At 71.3% G+C, this 17,068-nt stretch carries 16 protein-coding genes and 2 pseudogenes; 10 read left to right on the top strand and 8 right to left on the bottom strand.

The window, feature by feature from the left end; genetic code table 11:
- Window positions 1-2,176: pseudogene (locus IH45_RS1000000147420) on the top strand (PAS domain S-box protein); the annotation flags it as partial.
- Window positions 2,177-2,256: 80 nt separating this feature from the next.
- Complete coding sequence (locus IH45_RS0139660) at window positions 2,257-2,859, top strand: DUF6886 family protein (protein WP_030680846.1); 603 nt, start codon at window positions 2,257-2,259, stop codon at window positions 2,857-2,859.
- A gap of 13 nt (window positions 2,860-2,872) precedes the next feature.
- Here IH45_RS0139660 and IH45_RS0139665 read toward each other — a convergent pair whose 3' ends face one another.
- Window positions 2,873-4,525, bottom strand: a complete 1,653-nt coding sequence (locus tag IH45_RS0139665) for a long-chain fatty acid--CoA ligase (RefSeq protein WP_030680848.1) — start codon at window positions 4,523-4,525, stop codon at window positions 2,873-2,875.
- 762 nt (window positions 4,526-5,287) lie between these two features.
- On the opposite strand from IH45_RS0139665, the gene IH45_RS0139675 reads away from it, so the two are divergent.
- On the top strand, window positions 5,288-5,767 hold the full coding sequence (locus IH45_RS0139675) for a hypothetical protein (RefSeq protein WP_030680852.1): 480 nt from the start codon (window positions 5,288-5,290) through the stop codon (window positions 5,765-5,767).
- Between the two features lie 40 nt (window positions 5,768-5,807).
- On the opposite strand, the gene IH45_RS0139680 is transcribed toward IH45_RS0139675, so the two are convergent.
- Complete coding sequence (locus IH45_RS0139680) at window positions 5,808-6,254, bottom strand: ATP-binding protein (RefSeq protein ID WP_050515516.1); 447 nt, start codon at window positions 6,252-6,254, stop codon at window positions 5,808-5,810.
- Between the two features lie 241 nt (window positions 6,255-6,495).
- Here IH45_RS0139680 and IH45_RS0139685 point away from each other — a divergent pair, with 241 nt between their 5' ends.
- From IH45_RS0139685 to IH45_RS0139710, 6 genes are all read left to right on the top strand, one after another.
- Entirely contained in the window at window positions 6,496-7,350 is an 855-nt protein-coding gene (locus IH45_RS0139685; protein ID WP_030680855.1) for a helix-turn-helix domain-containing protein, read from the top strand.
- An 11-nt stretch (window positions 7,351-7,361) separates the two neighbouring features.
- Complete coding sequence (locus IH45_RS0139690) at window positions 7,362-7,553, top strand: DUF397 domain-containing protein (protein ID WP_030680860.1); 192 nt, start codon at window positions 7,362-7,364, stop codon at window positions 7,551-7,553.
- A 303-nt stretch (window positions 7,554-7,856) separates the two neighbouring features.
- Complete coding sequence (locus IH45_RS0139695; RefSeq protein ID WP_030680863.1) at window positions 7,857-8,153, top strand: hypothetical protein; 297 nt, start codon at window positions 7,857-7,859, stop codon at window positions 8,151-8,153.
- On the top strand, window positions 8,153-9,112 hold the full coding sequence (gene tgmB, locus IH45_RS0139700; RefSeq protein WP_030680865.1) for an ATP-grasp ribosomal peptide maturase: 960 nt from the start codon (window positions 8,153-8,155) through the stop codon (window positions 9,110-9,112). The genes IH45_RS0139695 and tgmB overlap by 1 nt, the downstream gene beginning before the upstream one ends.
- Entirely contained in the window at window positions 9,109-10,305 is a 1,197-nt protein-coding gene (locus IH45_RS0139705; protein WP_030680868.1) for a methyltransferase domain-containing protein, read from the top strand. Before tgmB ends, IH45_RS0139705 begins: the two co-directional genes overlap by 4 nt.
- 211 nt (window positions 10,306-10,516) lie before the next feature.
- A complete protein-coding gene (locus IH45_RS0139710) occupies window positions 10,517-11,356 on the top strand; it encodes an MOSC domain-containing protein (protein WP_234440859.1) in 840 nt (279 codons plus the stop codon).
- A gap of 27 nt (window positions 11,357-11,383) precedes the next feature.
- Here the strand turns inward: IH45_RS0139710 and IH45_RS0139715 are convergent, their stop codons facing one another.
- From IH45_RS0139715 to IH45_RS0139740, 6 genes are all read right to left on the bottom strand, one after another.
- Window positions 11,384-11,917, bottom strand: a complete 534-nt coding sequence (locus tag IH45_RS0139715) for a SigE family RNA polymerase sigma factor (RefSeq protein ID WP_030680873.1) — start codon at window positions 11,915-11,917, stop codon at window positions 11,384-11,386.
- 294 nt (window positions 11,918-12,211) lie between these two features.
- Window positions 12,212-13,030, bottom strand: a complete 819-nt coding sequence (locus IH45_RS0139720) for a DUF1906 domain-containing protein (protein WP_324607979.1) — start codon at window positions 13,028-13,030, stop codon at window positions 12,212-12,214.
- Window positions 13,031-13,174: 144 nt separating this feature from the next.
- A complete protein-coding gene (locus IH45_RS0139725; RefSeq protein WP_030680879.1) occupies window positions 13,175-14,341 on the bottom strand; it encodes a lipid-transfer protein in 1,167 nt (388 codons plus the stop codon).
- On the bottom strand, window positions 14,338-14,757 hold the full coding sequence (locus tag IH45_RS0139730) for a MaoC family dehydratase (RefSeq protein WP_030680882.1): 420 nt from the start codon (window positions 14,755-14,757) through the stop codon (window positions 14,338-14,340). The genes IH45_RS0139725 and IH45_RS0139730 overlap by 4 nt, the downstream gene beginning before the upstream one ends.
- On the bottom strand, window positions 14,754-15,797 hold the full coding sequence (locus tag IH45_RS0139735; protein ID WP_050515517.1) for a bifunctional MaoC family dehydratase N-terminal/OB-fold nucleic acid binding domain-containing protein: 1,044 nt from the start codon (window positions 15,795-15,797) through the stop codon (window positions 14,754-14,756). Before IH45_RS0139735 ends, IH45_RS0139730 begins: the two co-directional genes overlap by 4 nt.
- Window positions 15,798-15,995: 198 nt before the next feature.
- On the bottom strand, window positions 15,996-16,343 hold the full coding sequence (locus IH45_RS0139740; RefSeq protein WP_050515518.1) for a hypothetical protein: 348 nt from the start codon (window positions 16,341-16,343) through the stop codon (window positions 15,996-15,998).
- A gap of 14 nt (window positions 16,344-16,357) precedes the next feature.
- Between IH45_RS0139740 and IH45_RS01000000144620 the strand changes: the two are divergent.
- A pseudogene (locus IH45_RS01000000144620) lies at window positions 16,358-17,068 on the top strand (bifunctional DNA primase/polymerase); the annotation flags it as partial.

Genomic DNA, 17,068 nt, shown 5'->3' on the forward strand with positions numbered 1-17,068 from the left:
CCCGGCGGTCGCGGGCAGCCCGCAGGGACCGGGCCAGGCGGCCCAGGGCGGTCAGGCCCAGCCGACCGGGCGCCGGGCACGCCGGACGCTGGCCGACACGGCCGAGCGGCCGATCCCGAACCAGCCGCAGGCACCGCAGGCCGCGGCCCGTAACCAGAACCCGGCGTTCGCGCTGCCGCCGGCCGCCGCCGACCAGCTTCCGCAGTCCCCCCTGCCCGCACTGCCGGTCCTGCCCGGCCAGGCCGCCGGGCCGCAGGGCGGTAGCGGGGGCGCTGGCGGTGGCGGTACGGGTACGAATACGGCTACGGGTACGGAAGCGAGCCCGGGTACGGGTCGCCGCCGCGCGCGTACGGCTGCCACGGAGGCCGTTGGCGAGCAGGCCGGGATGGCCGGGGTGACGGCCGACTCCGGCGTCCCCGAGGGCGATTGGGGCACCACCGAGCCGACCGGGCGACGCCGTGCGCGGCGAGCCGCTGCCGAGGAGCGGGCGGCTGCCGCGATGGCCGATTCGGAGTCGACGGGGACGTTCGTCGCCGGTCCGGAGGGCCTGGTCGCGCATCCTGTGGGGGATGGGCCGGTGGGCGGTTCCGGTTCCGGTCCTGCGGGTACTTCGGTGGCTGGTTCCGGCCCCGTAGGCGCTCCGGTGGCCGGTCTCGGCCCCGTAGGCACTCCGGCGGCCGGGGAAGGCCAGCCTGTGCCTACTGGGCGGCGGCGTGGACGGCCCAGCCCGGCGGAAGCGGGGGGACAGGAGCAGGGGCAGAACCAGAGCCAGGGGCAGCCGGTAGAGCCGCAGGCCCAGCCCGGTCAGCCGGTACGTCCTGGTCAGCCCAGCCACCCCGTACAGCCCAACCAGCTCAACCAGTCCAACCAGCCCGCCACCGCCGACACCCCCGGCGCGCCCCAGCAGCCCGTACCGGACCCGGTCGCGCCCCGGCAGCCGATGCCCGCGTCCGCTTCGCCGGAGGCGGCCGAGGGTGACGACGCGGCGGGCGGTCCCGCCGCGGGGCACTCCCACGGACGCGCGTTCAGCGTGCGGACGCTCGGGCAGGGCGTGCCGTTCTCGCAGCAGATCGCCGACCAGCAGCGCCCGGCCGCCCCCGCGCCCGGCACCCCCGCAGCCGGCTCGGGGCGCCGCCGCAAGCTGGCCCAGCCGCCGCAGGAGGCCGAGCGTGCGGCCGACGCCGCCGAGGCCCGCCCGCACCCGCAGCCCGGCGCCCAGGCACCGGGCCAGGGTCAGAGCCAGGGCCAGGGCCAGCCGCAGCAACCACCGCACCAGCAGAACCACCAGCACCAGCACCAGCACCCACAGCAGCACTTGCTGAACTCCTCCGAAGGCCGCGCATTCGCCGTCTCCGCGCCCGACGAGGGCAGCGAGGGGCCGGAGCCGCTGGACGGCCCGAACGGTGCCGTCGAGGTGACCGAGCCGCAGCCGCAGCCGATGGACGACGAGTTGCCGCCGGAGCCGCTGGACAACCCGCGCCGGCTGCTGGTCTGGCCCGCGCCGGACGTCTCCACCCAGCAGGCGCTGAGCGACCGCGGCTACCGCCCGGTCATCGTCAACTCCCGCGAGGAGGTGGACGCGCAGATCGCCGCGTACCCGGCGGCGCTGTTCGTCGACCCGCTGACCGGGCCGATCACCCGTACCGCCCTGCAGTCGCTGCGTACGGCGGCGGTGGCGGCCGAGGTGCCGGTGCTGGTGACGGCCGGACTCGGCCAGGCGACGCGGGAGGCCGCGTACGGTGCCGACCCGGCCGTACTCCTGAAGGCGCTGGCGCCGCGCGACAGCGAGCAGCACCCGCCGCGGGTCCTGCTGACCGAGGAGAACGACGCGGTCGCCGGAGCGCTGACCGCCTCGCTGGAGCGGCGCGGCATGCAGGTCGCGCGGGCGGCGACGGACGCGGACGCGGTGAACCTGGCGGCCCAGATGCGGCCGAACCTGGTGGTCATGGACCTGATGCAGGTGCGCCGCCGCCGGGCCGGGATTGTCGACTGGCTGCGTTCGAACGGCCTGCTCAACCGCACTCCGCTGGTCGTCTACACCTCGGCCGACCTGGACCCGGCCCAGCTCCCGCGCCTCGCGGCGGGCGAGACCGTCCTCTTCCTGGCCGAGCGCTCCACGAGCGCGGAGGTCCAGGCCCGGATCGTCGACCTGCTCGCGAAGATCGGTACGAACTGAGCGGTGACGGGGCGGCGTCGGCCGCCCCGTCACGCCGAATTCCGTGGTGGCCCGCCGCCCTCCTGCGGTAGAAACGCCCCATGCGCCCCGGCCCCGGTGAAGTCCTGCATTTCTCCGAAGACCCCGCGATCACGCGCTTCGTCCCGCATGTCGCCCGGACAGCCCGGCAGCAGTCCGAGGCGTACGTCTGGGCCGTCGACGGCGGCCGGGCGCCGGACTACTGGTTTCCGCGCCAGTGCCCGCGGGCCATGGCCTGGACGGTGCCGGGTACGACCGCAGCGGACCGCGCCCGCGTCCTCGGGCCGGGTGGCGGCGAGCGGGTACACGCGATCGAGTACGACTGGCTGGACCGCCTGCGTACCACCGAGCTGTTCGCCTACCGGCTCCCGGCCGACGGCTTCCGCCCGTTCGGTGAACCGGTACCGAGCGCCGTCGTGGCGACGGAGCCCGTCGTACCGCTCGAACCGCCCGAGCCGGTGGGCGACCTGCTGAAGCTGCACCGGGACGCCGGAATCCAGCTCCGCGTGCTCGACAACCTGTGGGGCTTCTGGAACGAGGTGATCACCAGCACGCTGGGTTTCAGCGGCATCCGGCTGCGCAACGCGAAGCCGGCACCGCAGCCGGGTTCGGCCGCGCGAAAGCCGCCTCCCGTACGTCGCCGCCTCACTCCACCCCCCGCGTAACCGCCAGCTCCTCTCACCCCACCCGCGTAACCGTCAACTCCCCATCCGCGTACTGCTTGCGCAGTACCTTCTTGTCGAACTTGCCGACGCTCGTCTTCGGTACGGACGGCACCACCGTCCACCGCTCCGGCAGCTGCCAGCGGGCCACCCGCTCGCCGAGGAAGGCCCGCAGCTCCTCGAAGGCCGCGCTCGCGCCCTCCCGCAGCACCACGGCGGCCAGCGGGCGCTCGCCCCACTTCTCGTCCGGTACGGCCACCACTGCGGCCTCCGCGATCTCCGGGTGGGCCATCAGGTGGTTCTCCAGCTCGACGGACGAGATCCACTCGCCGCCGGACTTGATCACGTCCTTGGCCCGGTCGGTCAGCGTCAGATAGCCGTCCGACGTGATCGTTCCGACATCGCCGGTGCGCAGCCAGCCGTCGGGGCTGAACTTGTCCTCGGGGCGCAGATCGGCGCCGTCCGCGCCGCCGTAGTACGCGCCCGCGATCCACGGCCCGCGCACCTCCAGCTCGCCCGCCGACTCCCCGTCCCACGGCAGCTGTTCGCCGCCGGGGCCGATCAGACGCGCCTCCACCGAGGCGGGGAAACGGCCCTGCATGGCGCGGTAGGCCCACTCCGCCTCGCCGCTCACGCCGGCCGGCGGGTGCGAGACCGAGCCGAGCGGCGAGGTTTCGGTCATGCCCCAGGCGTGCACCACGCGCAGCCCGTGCCGCTCCTCGAAGGCGCGCATCAGGGACGGCGGACACGCGGAGCCGCCGATGACGACGTTGCGCAGCGAGGTGACGTCGCGCTTCGTGGCGTCCAGCTCGCCGAGCAGGCCCTGCCAGATGGTGGGTACGGCGGCGGCGATGGTCGGCCGTACGGTCTCGATCATCTCGGCCAGCGGCGCGGGCTGGAGGAAGCGGTCCGGCATCAGCAGCGAGGCGCCCGCCATGAAGGAGGCGTGCGGCAGGCCCCACGCGTTCACGTGAAACATGGGCACTACCGGCAGCGCGATGTCCTTGCCGCCGAGCGCGAACGCCTCCGCGTTGTTGACCTGCATGGAGTGCAGGTAGAGGGACCGGTGACTGTAGGCGACCCCCTTCGGGTCGCCGGTCGTACCGGAGGTGTAGCAGAGCGCGGCGGCCTGCCGTTCGTCCAGCTCCGGCCAGTCGTACTGCTGCGCACGGCCCGCGATCAGGTCCTCGTATTCGTGGACGCGCGGCCGTACGCCGTCCAGTACGGAACGGTCGCCGGGCCCCGCCACGACGACGTGCTCGACCGCCGGCAGGTGCGGCAGCAGCGGTGCCAGCAGCGGCAGCAGCGAGCCGTTGACCAGGACGACCCGGTCGCCGGCGTGGTTGACGATCCACACCAGCTGCTCGACGGGCAGCCGCAGGTTGAGGGTGTGCAGCACGGCGCCCATGGAGGGGATGGCGAGGTACGCCTCCAGGTGCTCGGCGTTGTTCCACATGAGCGTGGCGACGCGTTCGTCCCCGTCGACACCGAGTTCGTCGCGCAGCGCGTGCGCGAGCTGGGCGGCACGTGCGCCGATCTCCGCGTAACTGCGGCGGTGCGGCTCGCCCTCACCGGTCCAGGTGATCGCCTCGGCCTTTCCGTGGATCGTCGCGCCGTGCGTCAAGATCCTCGAAACCAGCAGGGATACGTCTTGCATCGTGCTCTGCACCGGGAGCCTCCCCATAGGGTGCGCCTGTTACGCGCGGGTAAGTTCCTGGCGATTGTCCTGGTGTTTCTCGCGGTATGTCACTACCCGAACAGTGCCGATTCGGCCGTGGTCCGGGTACGCGACGACCGCGCTACACCGCCGGTGAGCGGTACGGGGTGGGGGCTGCGCCCCCGTGGGGCCGGTCTCGATCAGGCCATCTTCGCCATGTTCGCCGTTTCGGATGATTGCCACCCGCCGGACGAGTTGCCGGCTGGTCGCGTTTCGCTCGGCGGTGAGGAGCGTGTCCCGCTCCCCGATCAGCATGCCGTCGGCGTTGACCCGCGGACCCTGTTCACGGGCCCGCCGCACGTGGCGCACGCCCTGCGGCGGAGGGCCTGAAACGGTGGTCGGCTGATCATCCCCCGACTGACCTCGTCCACGGGGCCTACTCCCCCCACTCGTTCAAGGGGGTTGCCCCACCCGGTGCATGCATGTCGAGGATCGCCGAGCTCGGCCTTTGCAGGTCAGCGACTGCGTCTCGTAACGAAAGATAGATCTGCAAGAAGCCGTTGGCGTCAGCACCACGGCCTTCCTCCGCAGCTTCCGTCGCTCGTTCGAGGGCCGTTGCGTAGAGATCCCGAACGGCCCCAATGTCGCGTTCATTTATTCCACCCATGCCTTGACGGTACGACCGTCGCTTCCGTAGGGAGCCCACTGACAGCTACGCGCCCGCCGCTGGGCACGTTGTTCCCGGTGACGGGTCGCGGTGAGTAAATTGAGCAGATGTTCGAGAAGGTGAGTGCGGAAGAGGTCGCGCGCCTGGAGGCGCTGGCGTCGAAGGTGCGCGATGAGCTGGCCGCGGCCGGGCTCCCCGTACTGGCGCCCGGATTGAGTCACGTACTGGCCGGCGGCGCCGAGGTGGAAGTCGACGACGGGGCGGACGCCGCCGGTGGTGTGTATGTGGACTGGGAGGCCAGTCCACGCCTGCGGCAGTGCGCGACCCGCGCCCTCCGCCTCCGGTTGATGGACGATCCCGTTCTACGGCGTCCCGGCGAGATATCGGCCGCGATGATGCACGCGATATCCGCGATCCTGACGGGCGCCGGGTTCACCGTCGAGGACCCGAACGACGACTACCGCCCGTTCCACCTGCGGGTGGTCGCCGGCCCTCCCCCAGGCACAGCGCCCGGGTGGGAGCTGCGCGATGAGGAGGTGTCCATGGCCGGTTGGCAGGCAGCCGGTGAGGATGCCGACGCCGACTGACTGCGGCTGCGTACGACTGCCTGCCCGTGGCCGTTTTCGGTTACGGAGCGCCGCTCCCGCGGTCGAGCGCGAACCACACCCCCTTACGCCGACGGGTGTTGATGTTGGGCCGGTAGACACCCCACCGCGACGCCAACGCTTCGACCAGGAGCAGGCCCCGCCCCGACCCGCCATCGACCAGGGCGGGCAGGCTCAGGAGGCGGCTGCCGGGCGCGTCGTCCCACACGGTCACGCGTACGGACGTGAGGTGTACGGCCACGTCGAGGCGTACGACGGCGGTGTCAGTGTGCAGGTGTACGTTCGTGACCAGCTCGCTGACCAACAGCCGTGCGTCGGCGACGAGTTCGCTGTTGCCGGTCAGGTTCATCAGGTCGGCCACCACGGTCCGGGCGATCTCCGGCGCGGTCACGCCGCTGACCAGGTCGAACCGGAAGGAGTGGGGCGCTTCGGGGAGTGTGGTGGGGGGTTTCGGGGGTGCGAGAGTCATGGCTACGTCTCCCAACGCGGTGTTGCGCGTTACGCGCTGCCGTGGCCCGACCACCCCCCAGGGGCACGCCCGAAGGCGCACGCGAGCGGCTGCACTTCGGCGATGTGGCGTGTGGCGCGAGTGCTGACCACGAAGCTAGTGGCATACATGCCCCGTAGCAAGGGTGCCCACCCCACTAGTGCCGACCGGTGGACCCGTGACACCGTTACGCGGCAGACTCAAGGAAATTGGGGACGGTGACATGCCAGCGAGGGACAACCCGACCGCACGGCAGGCGCGCTTGGGTGCCGAGCTGCGGAAGATGCGCGAGGCCGCGGGCAGGACCGCACGTGAAGCCGCCGGCCTGCTGTCTACCGACCAGGCCAAGATCAGCCACATCGAGGCCGGTCGCATCCGTGTCTCGGTCGAGCGGCTCACCCGGCTCGCCACCTTTTACTCCTGCGACGACGCCCCGCTCATCGACGCCCTCTGCGCCATCGCAACGGAGCACCGGGGGCAGTTCTGGTGGGATGAGTACCGCGGTCGACTGGCGCCCGGCTTTCTCGACATCGCCGAACTGGAGCACCACGCGACGCGCATGCGGTCGATGCAGTCGGTGAACATCCCTGGGATATTCCAGACGGAGGATTACGCACGCGCCATCTATCGCGGGCACATTCCCGCCCTGCCGCCCGAAGAGCTCGATACGCGAGTTGAGCACCGAATGCGTCGCCGCGGCGTCCTTGAGCGCGACGATCCGCCGCATTTCACCGCCATCATTCACGAGGCGGCGCTGCGCATGCGTTTTGGCGGGCGCAAAGTGGTACGCGCTCAACTCGAACACCTGATCACCGCGTCTGAGCTGCCGAACGTGGGCGTTCGCGTGATCCCGTTCACTTGCGAAGACTTCATCGAGGCAACGCAGCCAGTACTGTACGCAAACGGCGTCGTGCCGCAACTGGACTCCGTTCAGATCGACAGCGCCTTCGGGGGCCGCTTTCTGGACGCCGAGGCTGAACTGAAACGATACCGGGCATTGCTCGACACTGCCGAGAAAGCATCACTCGACGCAGACGAATCCCGGAATCTCATCCATCACATCGCGCGAGAACTGTGAGAAACCCAGGCATGGAACAGCAGTGGCAGAAGTCATCGTTCTCCGGAGCAGGAGGCGAGAACTGTGTCGAGATAGCGAGGAGGGGGGAAGAGGTCTTCATCCGCGAGAGTGACAACCCGAACGCGATAGCGATCGCCAACCGGGGCAAGTTTGCGGCGTTCATCACGGGCGTGAAGGCCGGGAATTTCGATCACTTGTTGTAAGAACGGCGTACGACCAGCGGTTAGGCCCCTCACACCGAACGGTGGAGGGGCTTTGTCATATGCCGGTAGGCAACCGTGCTCCGTAGCACCCTTGCAGTGGGCGGACGCGTGACGCTACGGTCACAGCGCGACGCCGTTTCTCCCGGCGTACGCCTCTCATAGCCACCGGCATGAGGGCTCCGTAAATCCCCTCCCCCGCTGATTTCTCCTAAAACCATGCCGGGGAGGGGACCCATCGGCACCACCGCAGCAGGTCTACGCATGCCCGTAAAAGGGCTCACCCGTAAGGGAAGGAAAGACGCTGTGACGACAATTGCGCACCCGCGGGAAGGGTTTCCGGTCGCGGCTGAGGGCGGACCGGTTCCGTACAGCGGCGAGGGGCCCAGCGGGCCTACCACCCGCCCGTGGATTCTCCGGTTCGCCCGCGTCCCCGACGCCGCCAAGGCCACCGTACGGCCGGCCGCCACGTACGACGCCGTATCGCAGGTGTCCGTCGGGCTGTTCGGGGAATCGCTCCCCTTCGCCAACACCCACGATCCGACCGTTCCGGACGGGTCCTTGACCAATCCTCCGCCACTCGACGAGGGGCCGAAGGACTGATGTCCATCCTCGTCATCGCGGCCCGCGATGACTGGCCCACCGACCGCGTCGTACGCATGCTGACCGGCCGGGGCGCCGACGTGTTCCGTCTCGACGTCGCCGAATTCCCCCAGCAGGTCGCGCTGAACGGCCGTACAGCAGTGCACGGTTGGGGCGGGTGGCTGTCCAACGCCCACCGCACCGTGAGGCTCGACGCGATCACCGCGGCCTACTTCCGCGCCCCCAACGCCTTCCGATTCCCCACCGGCATGTCCGGCCCGGAACACCGTTTCGCCGCGGCTCAGGCGAGGGCCGGTCTCGGGGGCATTCTCACGGCGCTGGAGTGCCGTTGGGTCAGTCATCCCGCTGCCATGGCCCGCGCCGAGTACAAGCCGCTGCAACTCGCGATGGCACGCGACTGCGGCCTGACCGTACCCCCGACGCTGATCACCAACGACCCGTCCGCCGTCCGCTCGTTCGCCGACGACATCGGGGGTCCGATCGTTTCCAAGCCCGTCGCCAGTCCCGTCTTCATCGAGGGCGATCAACTCAAGACCGTCTACACCCGCCGCCTCTCCGCCGATGACCTCGCCGACCTCTCCGGCGTCGAGACCACCGCCCACCTCTTCCAGGCGTGGGTGGACAAGGCGTACGAGGTCCGCCTGACCGTCGTGGGCCGCCGCCTGTTCGCGGCAGAGATCCACGCGGGCAGCCCGCAAGCGTACGAGGACTGGCGCAGCGACTACCCCGCCCTCACCTACACGCCCACCCGCGCCCCGGACCGCGTCGCGCAAGCCGTACGCCGCCTGACCAGCCGTCTCGGTCTGCGCTTCGCCGCCTGCGACTTCGTCGTGCCGCCCACCGGCGAGTGGACGTTCCTCGAAGCCAATCCGTGCGGCCAGTGGGACTGGATCCAGCACCACACCGGGCTTCCCATCGCCGAAGCCATCGCCGACGAACTGCAAGGAGTGGCGCCGTGAACGCCTCCCCCACCGACGACGTACGGCCCCGGCTCGCCGCCCTCGTCACCACACTCGAAGAGGCCGGCGCGCTCCGTACCCCCGAGTGGGCGCGGGTCTTCGCCTCCGTACCCCGCCACGTCTTCGTGCCGCGCTGGTACGAGCAGGAGACCACGGACCGGGGCATCACCGCGTGGCGCCTGCGCGACGCCTCCGACCAGGGCCTGGACCGGGACGCGTGGTACACCGCCGCCTACAGCGACCGCACTCTCGTCACCGCCCTCGACCCCGCCACCGCCGAACGGATCGGCGACCGCACCTGGACCGGTCTGCCCACCTCGTCCAGCACCGCGCCGCACCTCATGGCCGGCATGCTGGAAGAACTCGACGTCCACGACGGCCACCGGGTCTGGGACGTGGGCACCGGTACCGGATACCTCACCGCCCTCCTGTGCACCCGCCTGGGCTCCCGTCTCGTCCACTCCAGCGACATCGCCCCCGCCCTCGCCGACGCCGCCCGTACCCGCTTGGCGAGCCTCGGCCACACCCCCCGCCTCACCGTCCACGACGCCCGGTCCGGCCATCCCGACGCGACCGGCTTCGACCGCGTCATCGCCACCTGTTCCGTACGGTCCGTGCCCGCCGCGTGGCTCCACGCGACGCGCCCCGGCGGCGCCATCGTCACCGACCTGGACCTCGGCATCGAGGGCGGCCTCGTCCGCGTCGCCGTCGACGGGCCCCACGCCACCGGACGCTTCACCAGGACCACCGGCCGCTTCATGGCGTCCCGCGGTGACGCCCACACCTACCCCCGCAAGCTCCGGCCCCCGTACGCACCGGAAACCGCCGTCCGGCCCACCACCGTCACCGGGGCGGACCTGCGCAACCACTACCCCTTCCGGCTGCTGCTGGCCTTCCACCTGCCGTACGCCGAACTCGTCTACCACTGCGCCGACGACGGCGCCCTGTCGCTCCAGCTCCAGCGGCGCGACGGGGCCTGGGCCCGGTCACTGATCGCCGGGGAACACCACCCCGGCACCGTCACCTACGGCGGAGCAGACGATCTCTGGGCGACGGTGGAGAGCGTGTGGCGGTGGTGGAACGATCACGGCTGTCCTGCGCAGGATCAGTTCGGCTACGCCTGCGAGCCGGGTGGACGGCGCTACGCGTGGCACATTCCCGACGGGCGGCGGTGGGATCTCACGGGTCCGTAACCCCCGTACCCCCGTGTTCCCTGTACCTCCCGTGTCCCCGTATCCCCTGTACCTTCCGTACCCCCCATACCGCCCGTGCCCCCATACCCCCCGTATCCCGTGACTCATGGCTCGCAGTCTCCGGCGGCGCTGTCCACTTATCACGCGGTATATGACCCCCGCACCAAGAAATCAGGAGTCTCGGGCACTACGGTCGTGGCAGCCTGGAGGTATGGGGACGATGGTGGGAACGGTGACCACGCTGTGGCGTTATCCGGTGAAATCGCTGCTGGGCGAGGAGGTTCCGGACGCTGTGGCGGATGTCCGCGGGCTGGCGGGGGATCGCGGGCTCGCGCTGGTGCATGAGACATCCGGCCAGGTCGCCAGCGCCAAGAATCCCCGGCTGTGGCGCGACTTGCTGAAGTTGCGGGCCGAGATCATCGACGGTGCCGTACGGATCACGCTGCCCTCCGGCCGGACCGTACGGTCCACCGACGCACACGTGGACAAGACCCTCTCCGCGCACTTGGGCCAGCCCGTCACCCTGACCGACACCCCGCCCGAAAAGGCAACCCTGGAGCGCTCACGGCCCGAGGAGGTCCTGGAGGCCGGAGCGGCCGCCGAGGTGGGGAACGAGACCCTGGAGATCGCCTCGCAGGCGCCGCCCGGCACCTTCTTCGACTACGCGCCGCTGCACCTGATCACCCGCGCCACCCTCGACCGGATCACCGAGCTGGGTCCGCGCGCCACCACCGTCGAGGCCGAGCGCTACCGGCCCAACATCGTCATCCGTACCGAGGCCGCCGGCTTCGTCGAGAACGACTGGCCCGGCCACGAGCTGCGCATCGGTGACGAACTCACCCTCCGCATCGTGGCCCGCACGCCGCGGTGCGCCGTACCGACGCTGGAACACGGCAGGCTGCCGCGCGACCCGGACGCGCTGCGCGTGCCCGCGCGGCACAACCGGGTGGTGCCGCTGGAAGGCACGGGACCGCAGCCGTGCGCGGGGGTGTACGCCCAGGTCGTACGGCCGGGGCGAATCCGGCAGGGGGATGCGGTGCGGCTGGTGTGAGAGGCCGGAAGGGACGCCGGGGGCGTCTCAGGCCGCGATCGCCAGCTCAGGGTCCTCGCGGAGCTTGGCCAGGGCCCGGGAGACCGCGCTCTTGACCGTACCGACGGAGACCCCGAGCACCTCCGCGGTCTGCGCCTCGCTCAGGTCCTCGTAATACCGCAGCACCACCATGGCCCGCTGCCGCGCGGGCAGCCGCAGCACCGCCCGCCACATCGCGTCCCGCAGCACCTGGGCCTCGGCCGGGTCGGGGGCCGGTACCGGATCGGGCTCGGGTATCTCCTCGCAGGCGAACTCGTCGACCTTGCGCTTGCGCCACTGCGAGGTGCGGGTGTTCAGCAGGGCGCGGCGCACGTAGCCGTCCAGCGCGCGGTGGTCCTCGATCCGCTCCCACGCCACGAACGTCTTGGTCAGCGCGGTCTGCAGCAGGTCCTCGGCGTCGCTCGGGTTGGCGGTGAGCGAGCGGGCGGTCCGCAGCAGCACCGGCCCGCGGGCCCGTACGTACGACGTGAACGACGGGAACACAGCGGCGCTGGAAGCGCTGGTGCACACTGGCGTGGTCATGCTCCAACGCTAGAAGCGACAGGCGCCGCGCCGGATCGCCCCCAGGTGCCGAAGCCCTCTCCCTCTCAGGTTGTACAGGTGGTGCTGCCCCCACCTCCTAAAGGCGGACAGCCACTCGTCCCCCGTCAGGGTGCCGCTCCCACTTTGGTCAGGGCGGTCCAGCACTCAGGGCAAGGCGGCCCACTACTCCGGTCAGGGCGGCCCACCACTTTCGTCGGGGCCCCGGCCCCCGTGTGCCGGGGCCCCGATCGGCAGCCGGGCGTAACGGCAGCCGGGCTGCCGCTATGCCCGGGGTTACTGGATCACGGCGACCGGAGCGTCCACCTGGTTGCGGTCGATGACCAGCCTGCGCCCGCCGTGCGACTCCGCCACGTTGCCCGCGTACTGGTGGATACGCAGGTGCGGACGCCACGCCTGGCGGGACAGCTCGGGCTCGCCGTACAGGTTCGGCCTGCTGTGCCAGCGCGCGAACCACATCACCGACGGCAGGTCCCGGGTGCCCGCCCGCCGCGCGCGCTCCATGTGCCGCGCGCCGGAGTCGGCACTGCTGTAGAAGCCGGGAAGGTAGCCCAGGCGGCGGGTCTCGCGGTTCCAGGCCCTGATGTAGCCGAGCGTCGTACCCGTACAGGAAGTGTTGCGCAGGCTGTACGCCTCCATGTCGAGGTACAGCGCGCTGCCCGGCGCGATGCCCAGCGCCTTCGCGCGCTGTACCGCGTCCCGCCCCTCGCTCGTGCCCACCAGCGCCGGGTTGCCGCGGATGGTCACCTTGCGCTTGTTCTTGTTGACGACGCACGGCGCCTGCGAGCCGACGTACAGCGGCAGCAGCCGCCAGCCCGAGCGGTGGGCGGAGCGCACCCAGCCGGCGCTGAGGTTCGGCTGGGTGGGGCAGGCCCGGCCGCGGCCGCCGAAGTAGATGCCGATGCCGCGGTACTTGGCGGACTTCCAGGCCTGCAAGGTGCTCAGCGGCGGCGTCTTGCAGGTGTCGAACGCCCAGCCCTGGAACACGTTCGGGCCCCGCGGCCAGGTCCGTTCGGGCTCCGCTCCGGCGGCCGGGGCGAGGAGGGTGGCCAGCAGGCCGAGCAGGGCGGTGAGCAGGACGCTGGGGAGCAGCACACTCCGTCGGATGATCCGTTTTGTTGATCCCATACCGGGAGTCAAAGTGCGGGTACGGGGAGCGGCCCGCCGGACACGCCCGCAGGGGCGCGCATTCAGCCGTACGGGTGCTTGGAGGGTGCCACTGGGGCGGGCGGGCGGATCTCAGCCGTCTGTCCCCAGCACCAGCCCGGATGTCGGTACGCCCGTACCGGCGGTGACCAGGACGCGCGCCGCGCCCGGCACCTGGTTGACGGAGGTACCGCGGAGCTGCCGTACCGCCTCGGCGATGCCGTTCATGCCGTGCAGATACGCCTCGCCCAGCTGTCCGCCGTGCGTGTTGAGCGGCAGCCCGCCCGCGGCGACGAAATCGGCCGCCTCGCCCGGCGCGCAGAACCCGAACTCCTCCAGCTGCATCAGCACGAACGGGGTGAAATGGTCGTAGAGGATGCCCACGTCGATGTCCGACGGGCGCAGGCCGCTCGTCCGCCACAGCTGCCGCGCCACGACCGCCGACTCCGGCAGCCCGGTCAGATCGTCCCGGTAGTAGCTGGTCATCTGCTCCTGGGCGCGGCCCGCGCCCTGTGCGGCGGCCCGGATCACGGCGGGCGGGTGCGGCAGGTCACGGGCCCGTTCGACCGTGGTGACGACGAGGGCCTGGCCGCCGTCCGTCTCCTGGCAGCAGTCGAGCAGCCGCAGGGGTTCGACGATCCAGCGGGACGCGGCGTGGTCCGCGAGGGTGATCGGTTTCCCGTAGAAGTACGCGGCGGGGTTACGTGCGGCATGGCGCCGGCCGACGACCGCGACCTGCCCGAACGCTTCCGGCGTGAGCCCGTACGCGTACAGGTAGCGCTGCGCCGCCATGGCGACCCAGGAGGCGGGCGTCAGCAGTCCGGCGGGCAGGTTCCAGCCGAGCGCCGCGCCTTCGGCGGACGGCTCGCGCCGCTGCACCCCGGCACCGAAGCGGCGGCCCGAACGTTCGTTGAACGCCCGGTAACAGACGACGACTTCGGCGATCCCGGCGGCGACCGCGAGGGCCGCCTGCTGGACCGTGGCGCAGGCCGCGCCGCCGCCGTAGTGGACGCGGGAGAAGAAGGACAGCTCGCCGATCCCGGCCGCCTGCGCGACGGTGATCTCGGGGCTGGTGTCCATGGTGAAGGTGACCATGCCGTCGACGTCGGCGGGACTTAGCCCGGCATCGTCCAGGGCGGCCCGTACGGCTTCCACGGCCAGCTTCAGTTCGCTGCGGCCGGAGTCCTTGGAGAACTCGGTCGCGCCGATGCCGACGACGGCGGCCCGGCCGCCCAGGGTGTCCGCACGGTGGAGGGTCATGGGGTGGGCTCCGGGAGCGGCGGTCGGGTGGTGGGCACCGTCACCGACACCGTCACCGTGCCGGTGACGTGGTGGCCGAGGCGGTTGGTGCCGATGACGCGCACCTCGGCCGTGTCACCGTCCAGGGAGCGGACCGTCCCCCGTAACATCAGCTCATCGCCCGGGTAGTTGGGGACGCCGAGCCGGATCGCCACCTTGCGGAGGACGGCGCGGGGGCCGAGGCAGTCGGTGATGTAGCGGCCGACGAGGCCGTTCGTGGTCAGGATGTTCATGAAGATGTCGGGGGAACCCTTGGCTCTGGCGGCCTCGGCGTCGTGGTGCACGTCCTGGTAGTCCCGGGAGGCGACCGCGCCCGCGACGATGAGGGTGCGGGTTATGGGGATGGTCAGTGGGGGGAGGTTGTCGCCGGGGTTCATGGGTGGCTTTCGGTGGAGGGGTCTGGGCGTTGGCTTCCGGTGGAGGGGCCTGGGGGCTGGCTCCCGTTGAAGACGGGCAGCACCAAGTCGTCCTCCACGATTCGGAACTCCAGGCGTACGGGCATGCCGATGCGCACCTTCTCCGGTGGTACGCCGACCATGTCGGCCACCATCCGTACGCCTTCGGCCAGCTCGATCAGTGCGACGGCGTACGGCGGATCGAAGGCCGGGAAGGGCGGATGGTGCATGACGACGTACGAGAAGACCGTGCCGTGCCCGGCTGCCTCGATGGTGTCCCAGCCGTCGCCGCCGCAGTAATTGCACCCCGGCAGCCAGGGGAAACGGAGCGTCGCGCAGTCCGTGCAGCGCTGGATGAGCAGCTTGCGCTCGGCCACTCCGGCCCAGAAGCCGGCGTTGTCGCGATTGATCACGGGGCGGGGGCGGTGGGCCTTCGGGGTGGTACGGGCGGGGTCCGGCGGCGGGTGGTCGGCCGGCTGCTTCGGGGTGGTGGCGGGCGGCTCCGGAACGGTGGCGGGTGGCTCCGGAACGGTGGCGGGTGCGTACTTCAGGATGCGGAAACGGTGCGTACCGGCGAGATCGCCATCCGCCCGTACGTCCATCCGGGTCGTGACGAAGTACCCCGTCCCCAGCTTCGTCGTCTTGCGCGGGGACACCGACTCGATGACGGCGTCGAAGGTGATCCGCTCGCCGGGGCGCAGCGGGCGCAGGTACTCCTGCTCGCAGTCGGTCGCGACGACCGAGGTGCAGCCGGCCTCGTCCAGCAGGGCGAAGAGCGCGTCGTACGCGGAGGAGCGCCCGGAGCCGGGGCGCCCATGCCCGGAGAGGCCGCCCATCGTCCACGCTTGGAGCATGGTGGGCGGGGCGATGGCGGACGGGCCCTGGTAGGCGGGGTTCTCGTCGCCCATGGCCTCACACCAGTGGCGGATCATGGGCTCGTTGACGGGGTCCTTGCCCGTGCCACCGGTGACGGCGGGCTGCCCTTCGAAAACCTTCAGGCGGGCATGCAGGTCGTCGGGCACTGGCCGGTCCGCGGCGCCGCCTCTCCGGCGTAAGGACGCCTCTTCTGCCACGCCCACTAGCCCCTCCTCCCGACCTCGGTACCGCACACGTAACGAGGAGTTTCTGACTGTCCGTCAGGAACCCCTCGCTGTCAAGAGAGGCGCGGTGCGGGCCGGTCGGTGTCACCGGTTACCCCAGCCGGGCCACGCGCCCCCGGCTCACCAGAGGTTGGTGAAGTTCACCGTGGCGTTGGTCTGATCGATGCGGGTCAGGCCGCGACCGATCACGCTCGCGTTGTTGTTCTGATTGGACGCGCCGGGACCGTTCGCGACCTGCTGCGTGGTGGTCGAGTTGCCGTGGCTGTTGTGACCGACACCGCTGCCGACCAGGCTCGTGACCGCCGCGCTCGACCCGTTGCCCGCGAGCGCGCCGTTGTCGGCGTGGGCCACACCGACCAGGAGGGCGGTCGCCAGGGGCAGGGCGGCGAGGGCGGCGGTACGGGCTGCGCGGTTTCGGTCCTTCCCGTCGCGAACGCCGCGTTCCCCTTCTCTTATTCGAACGCTCATACGAAAATGAAGTCATGGCCGCTCCTCGCTCGACCAACATGGACACGACCGCCGGAAGCCACTCCGCCCGCACCACCGACCAGCCGACCGACCGGTCGACCGATCACCCGGCCGACCAGCCCGGCCGCCCGCACCACCCGTACGGCCTCTACCTCCGCGAAGATCACCACACCACCGCGCTCACCCACGCCCTCATAGCGGCCGGCCGCGGCCATGCGGTCATCCCGCTGACCCGCGCCAAGCTCCCCGCCGTACGCTCCCCGCACCACGCCGACCAGACCGTCGGCAGCCCGTGCCGCGGCGCCTGCGGCCGCCCCGGGCACGGCATCCACGACGCCACCGCCGACCCGCTCGCCGTACGCCGCCTCTTCGCGGCCGCGCCCTGGGCCACCGCGTACGGCATCGCCTGCGGCGTCTCCCCGCACCACCTCATCGGCATCGACCTGGACACCAAGCACGGCGCCGACGGCCTCACCGCCCTGCAACTACTGGCCGATGAGCACCGCTTCACCCTGCCGCCCACCGTCACGGTCCGCACCCCGAGCGGCGGCCACCACCTGTACTTCTCCGGCCCGCCGACCCCGGCCGTCCCCAACTCCGCGGGCCGCCTGGCCCCCGGCATCGACATCCGCGGCACCGGCGGCTAACTGGTCGGCCCCGGCTCCCGTACATCCCGCGGCGCCTACGCCCTCGCCCTCGGCACGCCCCGGACCCCGGCCCCCGCC

Source organism: Streptomyces rimosus subsp. rimosus (genome assembly GCF_000720725.1).
Lineage (GTDB): Bacteria > Actinomycetota > Actinomycetes > Streptomycetales > Streptomycetaceae > Streptomyces > Streptomyces rimosus_A.